The 16,340-nt window shown below is 70.8% G+C and carries 13 protein-coding genes; 6 read left to right on the forward strand and 7 right to left on the reverse strand.

What is annotated here, in order from left to right:
* Window positions 1–161: 161 nt before the first annotated feature.
* The 4 genes from VEC03_RS06385 (at window position 162) to VEC03_RS06400 (ending at window position 4,660) form a co-directional block, all read left to right on the forward strand.
* Entirely contained in the window at window positions 162–971 is an 810-nt protein-coding gene (locus VEC03_RS06385) for an ABC transporter ATP-binding protein (protein ID WP_324913677.1), read from the forward strand.
* Between the two features lie 147 nt (window positions 972–1,118).
* On the forward strand, window positions 1,119–2,366 hold the full coding sequence (locus tag VEC03_RS06390; RefSeq protein ID WP_324913678.1) for a phenylacetate--CoA ligase family protein: 1,248 nt from the start codon (window positions 1,119–1,121) through the stop codon (window positions 2,364–2,366).
* 132 nt (window positions 2,367–2,498) lie between these two features.
* A complete protein-coding gene (locus VEC03_RS06395) occupies window positions 2,499–3,482 on the forward strand; it encodes a tripartite tricarboxylate transporter substrate-binding protein (protein ID WP_324913680.1) in 984 nt (327 codons plus the stop codon).
* A 173-nt stretch (window positions 3,483–3,655) separates the two neighbouring features.
* Entirely contained in the window at window positions 3,656–4,660 is a 1,005-nt protein-coding gene (locus VEC03_RS06400) for a tripartite tricarboxylate transporter substrate binding protein (protein WP_324913682.1), read from the forward strand.
* A gap of 42 nt (window positions 4,661–4,702) precedes the next feature.
* On the opposite strand, the gene VEC03_RS06405 is transcribed toward VEC03_RS06400, so the two are convergent.
* Together VEC03_RS06405 and VEC03_RS06410 are read right to left on the reverse strand one after the other, a co-directional pair.
* Complete coding sequence (locus VEC03_RS06405; protein WP_324913684.1) at window positions 4,703–5,029, reverse strand: DUF1840 domain-containing protein; 327 nt, start codon at window positions 5,027–5,029, stop codon at window positions 4,703–4,705.
* On the reverse strand, window positions 5,029–6,297 hold the full coding sequence (locus VEC03_RS06410) for a class I SAM-dependent methyltransferase (RefSeq protein WP_324913686.1): 1,269 nt from the start codon (window positions 6,295–6,297) through the stop codon (window positions 5,029–5,031). Before VEC03_RS06410 ends, VEC03_RS06405 begins: the two co-directional genes overlap by 1 nt.
* Before the next feature lie 153 nt (window positions 6,298–6,450).
* On the opposite strand from VEC03_RS06410, the gene VEC03_RS06415 reads away from it, so the two are divergent.
* Window positions 6,451–6,927, forward strand: a complete 477-nt coding sequence (locus tag VEC03_RS06415; RefSeq protein ID WP_324913688.1) for a MarR family transcriptional regulator — start codon at window positions 6,451–6,453, stop codon at window positions 6,925–6,927.
* An 18-nt stretch (window positions 6,928–6,945) separates the two neighbouring features.
* Window positions 6,946–8,562 (forward strand): AMP-binding protein, encoded by a 1,617-nt coding sequence (locus tag VEC03_RS06420; RefSeq protein WP_324913690.1) that lies wholly within the window; start codon window positions 6,946–6,948, stop codon window positions 8,560–8,562.
* Here VEC03_RS06420 and VEC03_RS06425 read toward each other — a convergent pair.
* Genes VEC03_RS06425 through VEC03_RS06445 form a run of 5 tightly spaced genes read right to left on the reverse strand, consistent with a single transcriptional unit; the run spans window position 8,559 to window position 16,218 of the window.
* Window positions 8,559–10,709 carry an efflux RND transporter periplasmic adaptor subunit gene (locus VEC03_RS06425; protein ID WP_324913691.1) on the reverse strand — a complete coding sequence of 717 codons (2,151 nt, stop codon included), beginning with the start codon at window positions 10,707–10,709 and terminating at the stop codon, window positions 8,559–8,561. The genes VEC03_RS06420 and VEC03_RS06425 overlap by 4 nt on opposite strands.
* Window positions 10,710–12,035, reverse strand: coding sequence for an efflux RND transporter periplasmic adaptor subunit (locus VEC03_RS06430; protein ID WP_324913693.1), 1,326 nt, complete (start codon window positions 12,033–12,035; stop codon window positions 10,710–10,712).
* 6 nt (window positions 12,036–12,041) lie between these two features.
* A complete protein-coding gene (locus tag VEC03_RS06435) occupies window positions 12,042–12,875 on the reverse strand; it encodes an efflux RND transporter periplasmic adaptor subunit (protein ID WP_324913695.1) in 834 nt (277 codons plus the stop codon).
* A gap of 29 nt (window positions 12,876–12,904) precedes the next feature.
* Window positions 12,905–14,884: a TolC family protein gene (locus VEC03_RS06440; RefSeq protein WP_324913697.1), complete on the reverse strand. Its 1,980-nt coding sequence runs from the start codon at window positions 14,882–14,884 to the stop codon at window positions 12,905–12,907.
* 44 nt (window positions 14,885–14,928) lie between these two features.
* The gene (locus VEC03_RS06445) at window positions 14,929–16,218 is read right to left on the reverse strand and encodes a putative Ig domain-containing protein (RefSeq protein ID WP_324913699.1); all 1,290 of its coding nucleotides are present in this window, start codon (window positions 16,216–16,218) and stop codon (window positions 14,929–14,931) included.
* Between the last annotated feature and the right edge of the window lie 122 nt (window positions 16,219–16,340).

A 16,340-nucleotide genomic window follows, 5' to 3' on the forward strand; every position in this document is an offset into this window, starting at 1 on the left:
TTCCCCTCCCCCCCTCGGGGGGAGGCCTGAGGTGGGTGCACGCCGCCAGCGCCCCCATCCCAGCCCTCCCTACAGCCATCCCTATCATGGAATCCACATCGAAGGCCGACGCCGGCCAGAGGCCGGCTTGCGACAGTCCGTCCAAGCCTGCGCAGGCAGGCTTGGAGCCGCGGACTGTCGTTCTAAACGTCAACGGCATCGAGGTCATCTACAACCACGTGATCCTGGTGCTCAAGGGCGTCTCGCTGCAGGTGCCCGAAGGCGGCATCGTCGCCCTGCTTGGCGGCAACGGCGCCGGCAAGACCACCACGCTGCGCGCCGTGTCCAACCTGCTCAAGGGCGAGCGCGGCGAGGTGACCAAGGGCTCGATCGAACTGCGCGGCGAGCGCATCGAGAACCTGTCGCCGGCCGAACTGGTGCGCCGCGGCGTGGTGCAGGTGATGGAAGGCCGGCACTGCTTCGCCCACCTGACCATCGAGGAGAACCTGCTGACCGGCGCCTACACGCGCGCCAGCAAGGCGGAGATCGCCGCCAACCTGGAGAAGGTCTACGCCTACTTCCCGCGCCTGAAGACGCGCCGCACCTCGCAGGCGGCCTACACCTCCGGCGGCGAGCAGCAGATGTGCGCCATCGGCCGGGCGATCATGGCCAGCCCCAGCATGGTGCTGCTGGACGAACCCTCCATGGGCCTGGCGCCGCAGATCGTGGAGGAGGTGTTCGAGATCGTGAAGGACCTCAACGCCAAGGAGCGCACCACCTTCCTGCTGGCCGAGCAGAACACCAACATGGCGCTCAAGTACGCCAGCTACGGCTACATCCTGGAGAGTGGCCGCATCGTCATGGACGGGCCGGCGCAGGAACTGGCCAGCAACGAGGACGTCAAGGAGTTCTACCTCGGCGTGGGCGGCGGCGAGCGCAAGAGCTTCCGTGACGTCAAGAGCTACAAGCGGCGCAAGCGCTGGTTGGCGTGACCCCCGAAGCGCCTCCGGCGCCTCCCCCAGGGGGCGCCACCAGCGGACCGGCGGAGCCGGATCCGCGGTGGCACTGGGATTCCGCGGCGGGCACTGCGGCGATGCAGTAGGCATGCCCTCTTGGAGAACTGAAAGCAAGGACGATCGATGAGCGAGTTCTTCGACGCGCTGGAAACGCGCGATCCGGCCGAGCGAGAGGCCGCCCTGCTGCGTGCGCTGCCCCGGCAGGTGGCGCATGCTCAGCAGGCTTCGGCTGCGATGGCGGCGATCCTCGAGGGCGTCGACGCGGGCGCCGTCACCTCGCGCGAGGCGCTGGCCCGCCTGCCGGTCACGCGCAAGCACGAATTGCTGGAGCGCCAGCGCGCCCATGTCGGCCGCGACCCGTTCGGCGGCTTCTCCGCGCTGGTGCGCGGGCCGGCCATGCCGCGCGTGTTCTCCTCGCCCGGGCCGATCTACGAACCCGAGGGCGGCACCCGCGACTACTGGCGCACCGGGCGCGCTTTGTTCGCCGCCGGCTTCCGCTCCGGCGACCTGGTGCACAACGCGTTCAGCTACCACATGACGCCGGGCGCCTTCATCATGGAATCCGGCGCGCACGCGGTCGGCTGCAGCGTGTTCCCGGCCGGCATCGGCCAGACGGAGCAGCAGCTGCAGGCGATCGCCGAACTGCGCCCCACCGCCTTCACCGGCACGCCCAGTTTCCTGCGCATCCTGCTGGAGAAGGCGCAGGAGACGGGCACCGACGTGGGCAGCCTGCGCAAGGCGGTGACCGGCGGCGAGGCGCTGCCGGCCAGCCTGTGCGACTGGTTCGCGCAACGCGGGCTGGACGTCTACCAGAGCTACGCCACCGCCGACATCGGGCTGATCGCCTATGAAACCTCGTCCCGCCAGGGCCTGGTGCTCAGCGAGGACATCCTGGTCGAGATCGTGCGGCCCGGCACCGGCGACCCGGTTGCCGAGGGCGAGGTCGGCGAGGTCGTGGTCACCACGCTAAACCCCGGCTATCCCCTGATCCGATTCGGCACCGGCGACCTGTCCGCGATGCTGCCAGGCACCTGCGCGACCGGCCGCACCAACGCCCGCATCAAGGGCTGGATGGGCCGGGCCGACCAGACCACCAAGGTGCGCGGCATGTTCGTGCATCCCGGCCAGGTGGCCGACATCGCCCGCCGCTTCCCGGAAGTGGTGAAGGCCCGGCTGGTGGTCAGCGGCGAGATGGCCAACGACCAGATGACGCTCAAAGTCGAAGCGGCGTCCTGGCCGCAGGGGCTGGACGAGCGCATCGCCGAGGCGATCCGCGAGGTCACCAAGCTGCGCGGCGACGTCGAGTGCCTGGCGCCCGGCGCGCTGCCCAACGACGGCAAGGTCATCGAGGACGCTCGCAGCTACCGCTGATCGCGCGGCAGGTTGATGCGCATCAACCGCCGCGCGGCACAGGGGCGGGATCAGCACGGCGCTACGTAGTTCCCGCGACGAAATGCTTGCGGGCCACTGCCATCATGGCGCTCCATTCCCGAAGGAGCCCCCATGAAGCTGCTGCTCAAGTCCGCCGTGCCCCTGGCCCTCCTGGCTGCCGCCAGTGTCGGCGCCCAGGACTTCCCCGGCACCAAGCCGATTTCCATCGTCGTGCCGTTCGCCGCCGGCGGCCCCACCGACCTCGTGGCCCGCCAGCTGGCCGAGGCGCTGCGCAAGCCGCTGAACGGCGCCACCGTGGTGGTCGAGAACGCAGCCGGCGCCGGCGGCACCATCGGTGCCAACAAGGTGGCCAAGGCCCCGGCCGACGGCCACACGCTGCTGCTGTACCACATCGGCATCGCGACCTCGCCGGCCCTGTACCGCAACCTGCCGTACAAGACGCTGGAGGACTTCGAGTACCTCGGCATGGTCAACGAAGTGCCGATGACGCTGATCGGCCGCCCGACACTGCCGGCCAGCAACTACGCCGAACTGGCCAAGTGGCTGGAAGCCAACAAGGGCAAGATCAACCTGGCCAACGCCGGCCTGGGCGCCGCCTCGCACCTGTGCGGCCTGCTGTTCCAGAGTGCGCTGAAGCTGGAGATGACCACCGTCCCGTACAAGGGCACGGCGCCGGCCATGACCGACCTGATCGGCGGCCAGGTCGACCTGATGTGCGACCAGACCACCAACACCAGCTCGCAGATCGAGGGCAAGAAGGTCAAGGCCTTCGGCGTCACCACGCGCCAGCGCCTGACCACCCCGGCGCTCAAGCACCTGCCCACGCTTCAGGAGGTCGGGCTCAAGGACTTCGAAGTGAACATCTTCCACGGCCTGTACGCGCCCAAGGGCGTGCCGGCGCCGGTGCTCAAGAAGCTCAACGACGCGCTCAAGGTCGCCCTGAAGGACCCGGACTTCGTGCGTCGCCAGAACGAGCTGGGCGCGGTGATCGTCAATGACAAGCGCGTCGAGCCGGCCGAGCACAAGAAGTTCGTGGCCTCGGAAATCAACAAGTGGACTCCCGTGATCCGTGCCGCCGGCGTGTACGCCGACTGACGCGAACCACTGCATCCGCCATGCCAGCAAGCCGCCTCCGGGCGGCTTTTTTTGTTGCCCGGCGACGACCAACCGCGCCGCGCACCCCCGAACAAACGTGACTCACGCCAACGGGGGCTCGATGGCATCATGCGCCTCCCGCGACAGCTTCATCCAAGCAGGAGACCCGCCCCATGAATCCCACCCGCCTCGCACGCCGCCACGTCCTGGCCTTGGGCGCCGCCGCTGCCACGGCCCTGGCCGCGCCTGCCTGGGCCCAGACCGACTGGCCCAGCAAGCCGGTGCGCATCGTCGTGCCCTTCGCGCCCGGCGGCACCACCGACATCCTGGCGCGCGCCATCTCGGTGGAGCTCAGCAAGGCCTTCAACCAGTCCTTCGTGGTCGACAACAAGCCCGGCGCCGGCGGCAACATAGGCGCCGACCTGGTCGCCAAGGCGGCGCCGGACGGCTACACGCTGCTGATGGGAACCGTCGGCACCCAGAGCATCAACAAGTGGCTGTACGCGCGCATGCCCTTCGACCCGCAGAAGGACTTCACGCCGATCACGCTGGTGGCCGCGGTGCCCAACGTGATGGTGGTGCCGGTGGAGAAGGCGCGCGAGAACAACATCAACTCGGTGGCGGACTTCATCCGCTACGCCAAGGCCAATCCCGGCAAGCTGAACATGGCCTCCAGCGGCAACGGCACCTCGATCCACCTGGCCGGCGAGTTGTTCAAGGCGATGACCGGGACCTACATGGTGCACTTCCCCTTCCGCGGCTCGGGCCCGGCGCTGATGGCGCTGATCGGCGGCGAGATGGACGTCATGTTCGACAACCTGCCCGCCTCCATGCCGCACATCAAGGCCGGCAAGCTCAAGGCGCTGGCGGTCACCAGTGCCCAGCCTTCGGCGGCCCTGCCCGGCGTGCCCACGGTGGAACAGGCCGGCAACCTCAAGGGTTACGAGGCCAGTTCGTGGTTCGGCCTGCTCGGCCCCGCCGGTCTGCCGCCCTCGATCGCCAACCGCATCCAGCAGGAAGTGTCCAAGGCACTCAACGCGCCCGAGCTGAAGGAGAAGCTGCTGGCCCAGGGCGCCATCCCCAGCGGCAACACCCCGCAGGCCTTCGCCGCCCACATCGACGCCGAGCTGAAGAAGTGGCAGCCGGTGGTCAAGGCCTCCGGCGCGAAAGTGGACTGAGGGTGATCGCGGCGGCGAATGCAGCCGCCGCGGCACCCCGCGCTAGGGCGTTCCCCAAACGATGTCCGCGCCGGCCTTCTGGCAGCGGGTGAGCATGTCGATGAAGGGCAGCGCGCGCTGGCGCAGGGAGACCTCGGCGAAGGTCGGCGGCACCTGGCCCTTGGCCCTGGCGTCGGCGATCGCCTCCTGCTGCTCGGCCTCCTCCTTCAGGATCGCCGCTTCCAGCGCCTGGATGGCGGCCGGCATCTGGTCGGGCTCGATGATGCCCTTGGGGCCAGGGTCCTTGCCGATGATCTGCAGCACCCGCCGCCCGTTGGGCTCGAGCATGATCAGGTCGCCGGCGGCCTTGCTTTTGAACTTGTAGAGCATCAGCTTGCGTAGATGTAGCCGCGGTTGAACGGGTAGACCGATTGTGCGCCGCGCAGCGAGCCCGTTTCGGGCGTGCCGTCGGGCCGCGTCGCCAGCACCTGGTGCAGCGCGATCCAGCCCTGCTCGAAGCTCATCGCGCAGCCGGCCAGGTACAGGCGGTAGGCACGCAGCACCTTGCCCGCGTTGCGCTCGCTGGCCGTGGTCTCCAGCACCTTGCGTGCCTCGTCGAGGCGGTCTTCCAGCGCGTCCGACCAGGCCCACAGCGTGCGGGCGTAGTGCGGGCGCAGGTTCTCCGCATCCACCATCTCCAGCCCGGCCAGCGACAGCTCGCGCAGCACGTGGCTGACGTGCAGCAGTTCGCCGCCCGGGAAGATGTACTTCTCGATGAAGTCGCCCATCCCCGCGCCGAGCTGCGAAGTGGCCACCCCGCCGGCCGTGATGCCGTGGTTCATCACCAGCCCGCCCGGCTTGAGCAGCCGCTGGATCTTGCCGAAGTACACGGGCATGTTGGCGCTGCCCACGTGCTCGAACATGCCGACCGAAGCGATCTTGTCGTAGCCCTGGCCTTCGTCCAGCTCGCGGTAGTCGCGCAGTTCCATGCGCACCCGGCCCTGGAGGCCCTTCTCCTCGATCAGCCGGTTCACGTGCGCGTGCTGGTTCTTCGACAGCGTGATGCCGGTGGCGTCCACGCCGTAGTGCTCGGCCGCCCACATCAGCAGCCCGCCCCAGCCGGCGCCGATGTCGAGGAAGCGTTCGCCGGCGCGCAGCGCCAGCTTGCGGCAGATGTGGTCGAGCTTGGCCTCCTGCGCCTGCGCCAGCGACATGCCGGTGTCGCGGTAGTAGGCGCAGGAATAGACCCGGCGCGGATCCAGCCAGAGCGCGTAGAAGTCGTCCGAGACGTCGTAGTGGAACTGGATCTTCTCGGCGTCCTTCTGCGGCGAGGCGTGCGCCGCCAGCGACTTCGCGTGGCGCATGGCCTGGGTCCACCAGCGGGTGTCGCTGCCGACCGGGCTGCCGGGCAGCAGGTGGGCGGCGGCAGCCATCAGGTCGCGCATGCGGCCCTGCACCTCGACCCGGCCTTCCACGATCTCCTCGGCCAGCTTGCCGATCTGGCCGGCGGCCAGCACGGCCAGCGCCGACCAGTCGGACAGCGTCAGCGTCACGTCGGCCTGGGCCGCGCCTAGCCGCCTGGCGCCGGGCAGCACCAATGCGACGCGCACGGGCAACGACTCGAGTTGCGCAGCGATCTTCTTTTCCAGGGGTTCCATGGTTCCAGCTCCTGGCAGATGGGCACGGACCGGACCTTGCCACCCGAAAACGCCACGGTCAACTGCTCAGCTGTAGGACGGCCGCGCATCTTTCCATTGACAGCAATTAGTTGAGGTTTAAACTATTTAGACCTCCACTCCTTCGACACGCCCATGGACATGGAAGCGCGGGCGCACAGCGAGCACCCCGAGGCGCTGCGGCTGTGGCTGCGCCTGCTGACCTGCACCCAGCTGGTGGAAAAGCAACTGCGCACCCGCCTGCGCGAGCGCTTCGAGACCACCCTGCCGCGCTTCGACCTGATGGCGCAGCTCGAGCGCGCCCCGGAGGGCCTGAAGATGAACGAGCTGTCGCGTCGCATGATGGTCACCGGCGGCAACGTCACCGGCATCACCGACCAGCTCGCGCAGGAGGGGCTGGTGGACCGGGTCGACGTGGAGGGCGACCGCCGGGCCTACCGGGTGCGCCTGACCCCCCGCGGGCGCAAGCTGTTCAACGAGATGGCCCGGCAGCACGAGGAATGGATCGTGCAGGCCTTCTCCTCGCTGACCGACAAAGACCTCGCCACCTTGTACCGGCTGCTGGGCAAGGTGAAGGAGCACGCGCTCGACAGCGGCCAGCAGCCGCAGTGATTGCCACAGGAAAGACCGATGTCCGCCCAGACCGACTGTTTCGTCCATGACCGCCTGCCCCCGCGCGAGCAGTGGCCGCAGATGCGCTACGACCTGCCGGAGCTGCGCCTGCCCGACCGCCTGAACCTGGTCGAGGAACTGCTCGACAAGGCCGCGGATAAGGGCTGGGCCGACCGGCCGATGCTGCGCTCGCCCAAGATCACGCTGACCTACGCCGATGCGCGCGAGCGGGTGGACCGCATCGCCCGCGTGCTGGTCGAGGACCTGGGGCTGGTGCCCGGCAACCGGGTGCTGCTGCGCGGCGGCAACTCCATCGGCATGGCGCTGGCCTGGCTGGCGGTGGTCAAGGCCGGGATGGTGGCGGTCGCCACCATGCCGCTGCTGCGGGCGCGCGAACTGGGCGAGATCATCGACAAGGCCCAGCCCGCGGTCGCGCTGTGCGACGCCAAGCTGGTGGACGAACTGCAGCTGGCGCGCGAAGGGCGGCCCGGGCTGCGCGAGATCGTCCTGTTCAACGCCCCCGACCAGGCCGGCTCGCTGGCGGTGCGTGCGGCGCAGAAGCCGGGCGACTTTGCCGCCTGCCCCACCGCCGCCGACGACATCGCGCTGCTGGCCTTCACCTCCGGCACCACCGGCAAGCCCAAGGCTGCCGTGCACTCGCACCGCGACGTGCTGGCATCCTGCGAGGCGTGGCCGCGCCACGTGCTCAAGGCCACGCCGGACGACATCGTGATGGGCTCGCCGCCGCTGGCCTTCACCTTCGGCCTGGGCGGCCTGCTGGTGTTTCCGATGTGGGCCGGCGCCTCGGTCTACTTCCCCGACATCCCGTACACGCCGGAGGCCATGGTCAAGCTGATCGGCGAGGTCGGCGCCACCATCTGCTACACGGCGCCGACCTTCTACCGGCAGATGGCGCCTTTCGCCAGGCAGCACGGCGTGCCCACGCTGCGCCAGTGCGTGAGCGCCGGCGAGGGCCTTCCCGACGCCACCCGCCAGCTGTGGAAGCAGGCCACCGGCATCGAGATGCTGGACGGCATAGGCGCCACCGAGATGTTCCACATCTTCATCTCTTCGGCCGGCGCCGACGTGCGCCCGGGCGCCATCGGCAAGGTGGTGCCGGGCTACCAGGCCAAGGTGGTGGACGACGAGGGCCAGGAGGTGCCGCGCGGCACGGTCGGCAAGCTGGCGGTGATCGGCCCCACCGGCTGCCGCTACCTGGACGATGCCCGCCAGTCCAACTACGTGCAGGGCGGCTGGAACTTCCCCGGCGACGCCTTCGTGCAGGACGCCGACGGCTACTTCTTCTACCAGGCGCGCGCCGACGACATGATCATCACGGCCGGCTACAACGTCGGCGGGCCGGAGGTCGAGGACGCCCTGCTGCGGCACCCGGCCGTGGCCGAATGCGGCGTGGTCGGCAAGCCGGACGAGGACCGCGGGATGATCGTCAAGGCCTTCTGCGTGCTCAAGCCGGGCCACGAACCCGGCCCCGAGCTGGTCAAGGCGCTGCAGGACCACGTGAAGGCGACCATCGCGCCCTACAAGTACCCGCGCGAGATCGAGTTCCTGCCCAGCCTGCCGCGCACCGAGACCGGCAAGCTGCAGCGCTTCAAGCTGCGGCAGGCCGCGCGCTAGAAGCCCGACTCCCGCACCAGCACCGTCAGGAACTGCCGCAGCGAGGCGACCACCGCCTCGCCCGGCCCGGTCGGCACGTGCAGGTGGCCGGCCAGCAGGCGGCGCGGCGCCGGCGCATCGGTCTCCACGTCGACCTGGTAGAGCGCCTGGCGCATCTCCCATTCGCCGCGCGTGTTCTGGCTGGCGACCAGGTCGCCCCCGTGCTGGCTCCCCAGCATCGCGTGCGGCAGGATGCGCGAGCCGGTGCGGTCGATGCGCACGATGCGACCCGTCACGCGCTCGTGCTCCGGCAGGCGCGGAACGAAGCGCACCTCCTCGCCGATCGACAGCCGCCGAACCTGCGTCTCGGTCACCCAGGCCCGCACCTGGCCGTGGCCGGTAGCCACCACGCGTCCCAGCAGCCGGCGCGGATGCACCCAGCGGCCGGGCAGCAGGTCGGGCGCCATGTCCACCACGCGACCGGCGTGGCCGGCGCGGATGGTGAGCAGCGCGGATTCCTCCTGGATCGCCTGCAGCTCGGACAGGGCCTGGGCCAGTTCCTCCTGCAGCACCTGGTTGCGCTCGCGCTGGCGTTCGCTGGCCGGGATGCGCGCCAGTTCGCCCCGGGCCCGCTCGATGCGCACCTGGGCCGACTGCGCCCGGAAGGCCAGGTCGGGCGCTTCCAGCTGCACCAGCAGGTCGCCCGGCTGCACGCGCCGGCCCGGCTCCACCGCCACCTGCGCGATGCGGGCCGGCGAGGGCGCGAACAGCCGGGTCTCTTCGGCCGCCATGAACAGCCCCGAGGAGCGCGATTCGGCAGTCCAGGCCCAGAGGGTGAAGCCGCCGGCGAGCAGCAGCAGCAGGCCGCCCAGCCGCCACCAGCGCGGGCGCAGCTGCGAGCGGATCTTCCACAGCTCGCCGGCTTCGCTCAGCACCGGCCGCGCGATGAACCAGCCCAGCTCGACCAGCATCAGGACGATGCCCAGCAGCTTGAAGAAGGCGTAGTAGACCAGCAGCGCGATGCCGAGGAACACCACCAGCCGGTACAGCCAGGTGACGTAGGCGAACACCACCAGGAAGCGCGCCATCGCGCGCGAATGGTGTTCCGGCGGCGGCACGCGCAGCCCGAACAGCACGCGGCGCATCCACCAGCGCGCCATCGCGCCGCTGCGCTCGTGCAGGTTGGGGAAATCGAGCGCATCCGACAGCAGGAAGTAGCCATCGAAGCGCAGGAAGGGGCTGGCGTTGATCGACAGCGTCAGCAGCAGCGAGGTGGTGGACAGGAAGAACAGCGCCGAGCGCAGGCCGCCCGGCGGTGTCAGCGTCCACAGGAACAGGGCCAGCAGCGCGAGGGCCAGCTCGATGGCCATGCCGGCGGCGGCGATGCGGAAGCGCGCCCGGTGGTCCTGCAGCTTCCAGCTGTCGCTGGTGTCCGTGTACAGCATGGGCAGCAGCACCAGGAACGCCACGCCCATCACCGGCACCCGCACGCCGTGGTGCCGCGCGACGAAGGCATGGCCCAGCTCGTGCAGGATCTTGGCGAAGAAGGCCGCCGCCGCCGAGGCCACGATGCCGTCGAAGGTCAGCATGCCGGCCAGCGACTCGGTCCAGGCGTTCCATTCGCGTGCCAGCAGCACCGGGGTCACCACCGCCAGCGCCGCCAGCAGCCACAGGGCCGGCGCCGAGACCAGCGCGCGCACCCACGGGAGCTGCCGCACCAGCCAGGCATCGGGCCGCACCAGCGGGATGCGGAAGAACAGGTAGTTGTGCAGCAGCCAGCTGAGCCAGTGCACCCGGCTGCGCCGCCACATGTCTCGCAGCATCATGAAGCCACCGCCGTCGTCGGCGGCGACCAGCTGGTAGCGCATCAGCAGCGCGCGCAGCGCCACCACCTCGTCGGCATCGACCGCCGTGGCGCCCTCCTCCTCCATGCGCGCCGCCAATTCGCGCGGCGACTCGCCGGCGCGCCAGTGGGTGAGGATGTCCACGTCCACCAGGCCGAGCTCGAAGTAGCGGTTGCGCAGCGGGTCGTGGATGCGAAAGCGCGGCGAGCCGTCGCGGAAGCTCCCCACCCGCTGGATGTGCAGGTCGCTGCGCAGCCGCGGCAGCGGCAGGTCGGCGGGATCGGGCGGCGCGCCGCCCGTCGCCAGTGCGGGAACGGCGCTCACCTAGACCCCCACCAGGCGCCGCAGCGAGGCCAGCGGCCGGCGCAGCAGGTAGTAGCCCAGCGGCACCTGCTCGCCATAGATCTTGGCGGTGCCCCGCACGCCCAGGCGCGGGAGCTCGGTGCCGGGCTCGAATTCCGCGCGCAGCACGTAGGCCAGGCCGGCATCGACCGTCTGCTCGGCCTCGTAGCCGATCTCGGTGACGCGCGCATCCAGCGCCTGCAGCGGCGCCACGTTCTGGAAGAAGCGCACCTCGGCGCCGCGCTCGTACGCGATGGCGTCCTCGGCCGGCACGTGGATGGTGAGCCCGGCCTGGGACGGGTCGGCCACGGTCGCCACGCGCTCGCCGGTGACCAGGGTGCGGCCGATCCACTCGTCCGGGTTGGAATACACCACCAGCCCGGCGCGCGGGGCGCGCAGCTGGATGCGGTCCAGCAGGTCCTCGGTGTAGGCGACCTCGGCCTGCTTCTCGTCCACCCGCGCCTTCAGCGTGAGCAGGTCGGCCCGGCTCTGGTCATCGCCGAAGGCCTTGGAGCCGGCGCGGGCCAGTTCGGCGCGCGCGATCTCCAGCCCCTTGAGCGCCACCGCATGCCGGTTGCGCAGCACGGTGTCGTCCATGGAGGCGACCAGGTCGCCGGCCTTGACCAGGGTGTTGGGCGGCACGTGGAACTTCGCCAGCACGCCTTCGGTGGGCGCCGCGATGGATGCCGGCACCAGCGCCGAGACTTCGGCCGGCGACAGCGAGGACAGCCGCACCGGCACCAGCATCAGCAGCGCAATCGCCAGCGCGACGCCCAGCGCCACCTTGGGCGTGAAAACGCGCCGCAGCTGCCCGATGCCGAACCAGCGGCGGGCCTGCCAGGCCCCCAGCACCAGGGCCACCTGCCGGGACGCCAGCTGCAGCAGCGCCTGCTCGGCCTCCTGGGGTGCCCGCTCGAACGCCACCAGCAGCCAGCCGACCAGCGCGCCGGCCGGAGTGGCCAGCCGGCACAGCACTGCGTGCTCGGGCAGCCATTCGCCCCAGTCCTGCGCCAGGTCGGGCGGCAGTCCGGCGGCGTCGAGCACGGCCAGTTCCTCCCGGCCCGCGTGCCGGGCCAGGCGCCCTAGCCACTGCGCGAAGGGGGCGTTCTCGTCGACTTCGTACAGGTGCGAGACGGCCGCCACGCGCGCATGGCGCACGGGGTCGGGCCGCAGCAGCACCGCCAACCGGAATGGCAGGATGCTGCCCAGCCGGTTGACGGCGACGAAGGCGGCCTCGGCGGCCGACCCTGCGGCCACCAGCTCGGCTTCGTAGCGAAGCAGGGCCTGGGCCGGATCCAGGGATTCCATCGGCCGCTATCTCGCCTCCGGGAAGCTGGCCTTCCCGATCATCCCCGGCAGCACGTTGGCCGGCAGCTTGTCGAAGCGGGCCAGCACCTCCACCGTCTGGCTGGCGCCATCGATGCGGCCGCTGATCTTGCTGACGCGCGCCGTGTAGGACTGGCCGGTCTCGTCCACCACCAGCGTGAAGGCCTTGCCCGGCTTCATCCAGCGCACCCAGGACGAAGGCACGAACAGCTGCGCGCGCAGGCTGGCGAGGTTGACGATCTCCAGCAGCGGCTGGCCCAGCTGCACCGACTCGAAGGCCTTGGCACGCACCCGCACCACCTTGCCGGCATACGGCGCGTGCACGAAGCAGTACTTCTCCTGGGCCTGCGCCAGCGCCAGTTGCGACCTGGCCTTCTCGGCGGCGGCAGCGGCCAGCGTGACGTCGAGCTCGCTGACCGCACCCAGGCTCTGCAGCTTGAGCTTGGCCAGGTGCGTCTCGCGCGCGCCCAGCACCTCGGCCTGGGCCGCCTTGACGTTGGCCTGGCGCTCCTGGCAATCGAAGCCGGCCAGCAGCTCGCCGGCGGCGAAGGTGTCGCCGACCTGCTTGGGCATGCTGGTGATGCGACCGGCGAACTGCGAGGAAATGGTGGCTTCCTGGTCGGCCACGATCAGGGCGCGGACGCTGCCGGCGTCGCTGGCCACGGCATTCGCCGCCGGCGCGGGCGTGCGGACAGGTGCGGCGCCGTGCGGCCCATCGGCCGGGGCGGCGGCCGGAGCGGCTTGCGCCAAGGCCAGCGCGCCCTGCGCCAGCAGGATGGCGGCGAGGGCGCCGCGCAGCAGGGTGATGACAGTCTTGGACATGGGTATCGGGGTTGACTCTCGGATGCCGTTCAAGGTTGGGCCGTGGAGGGCGCCGGGCCGGTCCAGCGTCGATCCAGCTTGAGCGTGTTGCCCTGGGTGAGGGCGAGGGTGTCGGCGGCCGCGGAGGCCTGCAGGCCCCCGCCCAGCAGCTCGCGCAGGTGGTCGGCCACGCGGAACACGGCGGCCTCCCCCAGCACCTGCCACTGGTCGGCCGTGACCGGTTCGACCAGCATGGAATTCATCTCGGCGGTGTGCAACACCTTCTGGCCGCCGCCGCCCAGCAGGGTGACCTTCAGCGTGACCGGGCGGCCGGACGGCTGCTTCGGGCCGAGCGCCACGGCCACGTCGGCGCGCACCGCGCCGCCCTGCGGCGCCACCGGGATCCGGATCACCCGCAGCACGGTGTGCATGGCCTGCGTGAAGTCGTGCTGGGCCGTGGCCGGCAGCCCGGTGACCGGGCCGATCGTGACCTGCTCCATGGGCGCGGTCGCCTGCACGCTGAAGTTGTCGCCCAGGAACTGCTGCAGCGACGCCGACAGCTGGCGCGCCAGCGTGGGCGCCTGGTCGGCGGAGGTCTCGGAGGTGACCACGTCGTAGCCCACCGAGTTCATCACCCGGCCCATGGCGTGCTCCAGGTTGGCGTGCACCACGTCGCGGTTGATCTGGGTGATGGCGAGCCGGGCCGCGGCACGAATCAGCTCCAGCTCCGTCTCGAGCCCGGACTGCTGGGTGGCGCGCATGGCGCGCACCAGGGCGCGGTCGTCCTCGAGGGCTTCGTTCCAGATGCCCATCTCGTGCTTGAGCAGCTGGTAGCGGTTGACCGCGATGCGCGTCTGCGTCATCACCGCCATGGCCACCGCCAGCCGGCGCGCCTTGTCCAGCTGCTCGGTGGCCTCCTGCGTGCGCCTCATCGAGGGCAGCGACAGCAGCTTGAGCAGGTTGAACGACAGCAGGGTTCCAGCCTCGTTCCACTGGTTGTTGATCAGGAAGCGGTTGCTGTCGTAGTTGGAGCCGACGCTCAGGTTCAGCCCCGGCAGCATCGACAGCATCTGCTTGCGGCCTTCCACCGCGGTGATGCGCTCGCGATAGCGTTCCTCGCCCAGTTCGGGCCGGCGCTCCAGCGCCATCGCCTCCAGGTCGTCGGCGCGGGTGATCAGGTCGGGCAGGCGCAGCGCCGCCGGCTCCGGCGACGCGACCTGGTAGCTCTCGCCCGGGCGCAGGCCGACCAGGTCGGCGAACTCGGCGCGCCACTGCGCCAGTTCCTGCCGGCGCGCACTGAGCTGCTGCTGCAGGTCCAGCAGCGAGCGGCGGTAGGCGATGATCTGCAGCGGGGGCAGCAGGCGGCGCGCCTCGATCATGCGCGAGCGCTCGGCACCGCGCTCGATGTCGACCAGCATGGCGTCGATCTGCGGCAGCAGGCGCTGGGCGGCCTCGGCCCGCCACCAGGCCAGCCGCACGTCGAGCATCAGGTTCTGCAGGGCGCGCCGGCGGCGCTCCTCCATCACCAGCACCTGGTCGGCGCCCTGCTTGGCCCGGTAGTAGCTGACGCCGAAGTCCAGGATGTTCCAGGTCAGCGCCGCATTGGCCGTGTAGCGCGACCGCTCCACCGCGGCACTGGGCACCGAGCTGATCGTGCCATCGGGCTGGAAGCCCAGGCCGAAGGCGTCGTTGTCGCGCGCGGTGTAGCCGGCCGACAGCGCCAGCCGCGGCAGCATGTCGTAGCGGGACAGGTCCAGCTGGCGCGCCTGCAGGGCGGCTTCCATCTGGCGGACCTTGAACTCCAGGTTGTGGCGGATCGCGCGCGCCATCGCGTCGGGCAGCGTCAGCGGTTCGGTCACCGGCTCGATGGCGCCGATCACGGCTGCCAGGTCGGCCTGGGCCTGGGTGGACTGCTCCTGCGCCGTCAGCGGCTCGGGCAGGACGGCGCAGCCGGCGAGCAGCGCTGCCGCTGCAGCGGCGGCAGCCAGACCCGCGAGCCTGCGCCCGCGCGGGCGGCCCGCGCTATCCATGCGAGTTGCCAATCCGTTACCCCTCATCGTTGTCTGCATCCGTCTCACACCCGTTTGGCGGCAGGCTTGTCGCCGCCCTTGCCGGCCAGCGCGCGGGCCAGCAGCGCGTCGGCATCCTTGCCGGAACCTTGCTCGCGCACATGGCGAAGCTGGTCGGCGAAACTGGGTGCGCCCGGCTTGACCTTGATCTTGTCATGCCCGTCGGCGGACTTGCCGCCGGGCGCGGAACGCGCCGGGGCGTCCTGTTGCTCGGGCGCGTCATCACCGTGCTCCGCCTGCGCCCGCTGGCGCTTCTCCGCCTTGTCCTTCTCGTCCTGGTCGGCCCCGCCGCGGTGGTCGACGCCGGCCGGGTCGGCGGCATCGCGCGCCGCCGCGGCGTCCGGATGGCCGATGGTCAGCGTGAACTCGTTGACGGCCTCGAGGCCCTGATTGTCGCGGGCGACCACGCGGATTTCCAGCACGCCCTCGAAGTCGGCCGGCGGGGTGCCGCTCAGGCGACCCGTGATGCCGTCGAACTCCATCCAGCCGGGCAGCGGATCGCCGTTGCGCAGCATCGCCTGCAGCCGCACCACCGCGCGCGGGTTGGTGTGGGCGAAGGCGTCGGTCGGGATGTTGAAGCCCAGGCCACGCCCGATCTCCAGCCGCAGCTCCGAAATCGGCTGGTAGCGCACCAGCAGGTCGGACCCGTCGGCCGGGCGACCCAGCCCCAGTTGCGACAGCGACAGGCGCAGCGCCGGGAAGCCGCGGTCGGTCGAATCGAGCGCGGGCGACCAGCGGCCGGCATCGCCCAGCACCGTGAAGGTGGTGCGCGCCTCCCGGCCGGCATCGTCGCGGGCGGTGACCTCGACCTGCAGCGAGTGCAGCGCATCGCCGTTCGGGCGACCGTTGAACAGGCCCGAAATGCCGTCGAATGCCAGCCAGGACGGCAGCGGCTGCCCGTCGAGCAGGCGCGCCTCCAGCTTGACGATGGCCTTGCCATCGGTGTGCACGAAGGCGTCGCGCGGCACCGTGTAGTTCAGGCCGCCGGCGGTGGCGGCCAGGTCCGGGATGCCGTTCAGGACGGCCAGCATCGCCCCATCGGTCGTGCCGCCGTTGCCGGCCGCGGCGCTGTCGCGCAGCGCGGGGAAGCCCTGGTCGAGCGACTCCAGGATGTCCGGTCGCGTCCCCAACTGCGCGACGTGGACGGGCGTGACGGCCTGCAGGATCACCGAGCCGTAGTCGCCAGGCGCCGTCCCCAGGTCGTTCAGGGGGGTGAGCGACGGGAGGATGAAGGGGCTGGAGTCGAGGGTGGGGGTGGAGGGGGGTGAGGTCCCACCGGCTTGCTCGACGGGCATCGGGGGCAGCGGCGGAACGGCCACGGGAGGGGTGGCGGGGGCTGGGGCGGGGCTAGGGGGGGTGGTGGCCTCGAGGACTTGTTCGGGGGGTGTGGGGCCGCCCAGCACCGGCGCGTCTTCGG

The sequence above is a fragment of the Ramlibacter sp. genome (genome assembly GCF_035627355.1).
GTDB lineage: Bacteria > Pseudomonadota > Gammaproteobacteria > Burkholderiales > Burkholderiaceae_C > Ramlibacter.

Bases quoted from the DNA above. Each gene is read 5' to 3' on its own strand.
- VEC03_RS06420 (WP_324913690.1), top strand. From the start codon at position 6,946: ATGTCCGCCCAGACCGACTGTTTCGTCCATGACCGCCTGCCCCCGCGC.
- VEC03_RS06440 (WP_324913697.1), bottom strand. From the start codon at position 14,884: ATGGATAGCGCGGGCCGCCCGCGCGGGCGCAGGCTCGCGGGTCTGGCT.
- VEC03_RS06445 (WP_324913699.1), bottom strand. From the start codon at position 16,218: ATGCCCGTCGAGCAAGCCGGTGGGACCTCACCCCCCTCCACCCCCACC.
- VEC03_RS06405 (WP_324913684.1), bottom strand. From the start codon at position 5,029: ATGCTCTACAAGTTCAAAAGCAAGGCCGCCGGCGACCTGATCATGCTC.
- VEC03_RS06410 (WP_324913686.1), bottom strand. From the start codon at position 6,297: ATGGAACCCCTGGAAAAGAAGATCGCTGCGCAACTCGAGTCGTTGCCC.
- VEC03_RS06395 (WP_324913680.1), top strand. From the start codon at position 2,499: ATGAAGCTGCTGCTCAAGTCCGCCGTGCCCCTGGCCCTCCTGGCTGCC.
- VEC03_RS06435 (WP_324913695.1), bottom strand. From the start codon at position 12,875: ATGTCCAAGACTGTCATCACCCTGCTGCGCGGCGCCCTCGCCGCCATC.
- VEC03_RS06415 (WP_324913688.1), top strand. From the start codon at position 6,451: ATGGACATGGAAGCGCGGGCGCACAGCGAGCACCCCGAGGCGCTGCGG.
- VEC03_RS06430 (WP_324913693.1), bottom strand. From the start codon at position 12,035: ATGGAATCCCTGGATCCGGCCCAGGCCCTGCTTCGCTACGAAGCCGAG.
- VEC03_RS06400 (WP_324913682.1), top strand. From the start codon at position 3,656: ATGAATCCCACCCGCCTCGCACGCCGCCACGTCCTGGCCTTGGGCGCC.
- VEC03_RS06390 (WP_324913678.1), top strand. From the start codon at position 1,119: ATGAGCGAGTTCTTCGACGCGCTGGAAACGCGCGATCCGGCCGAGCGA.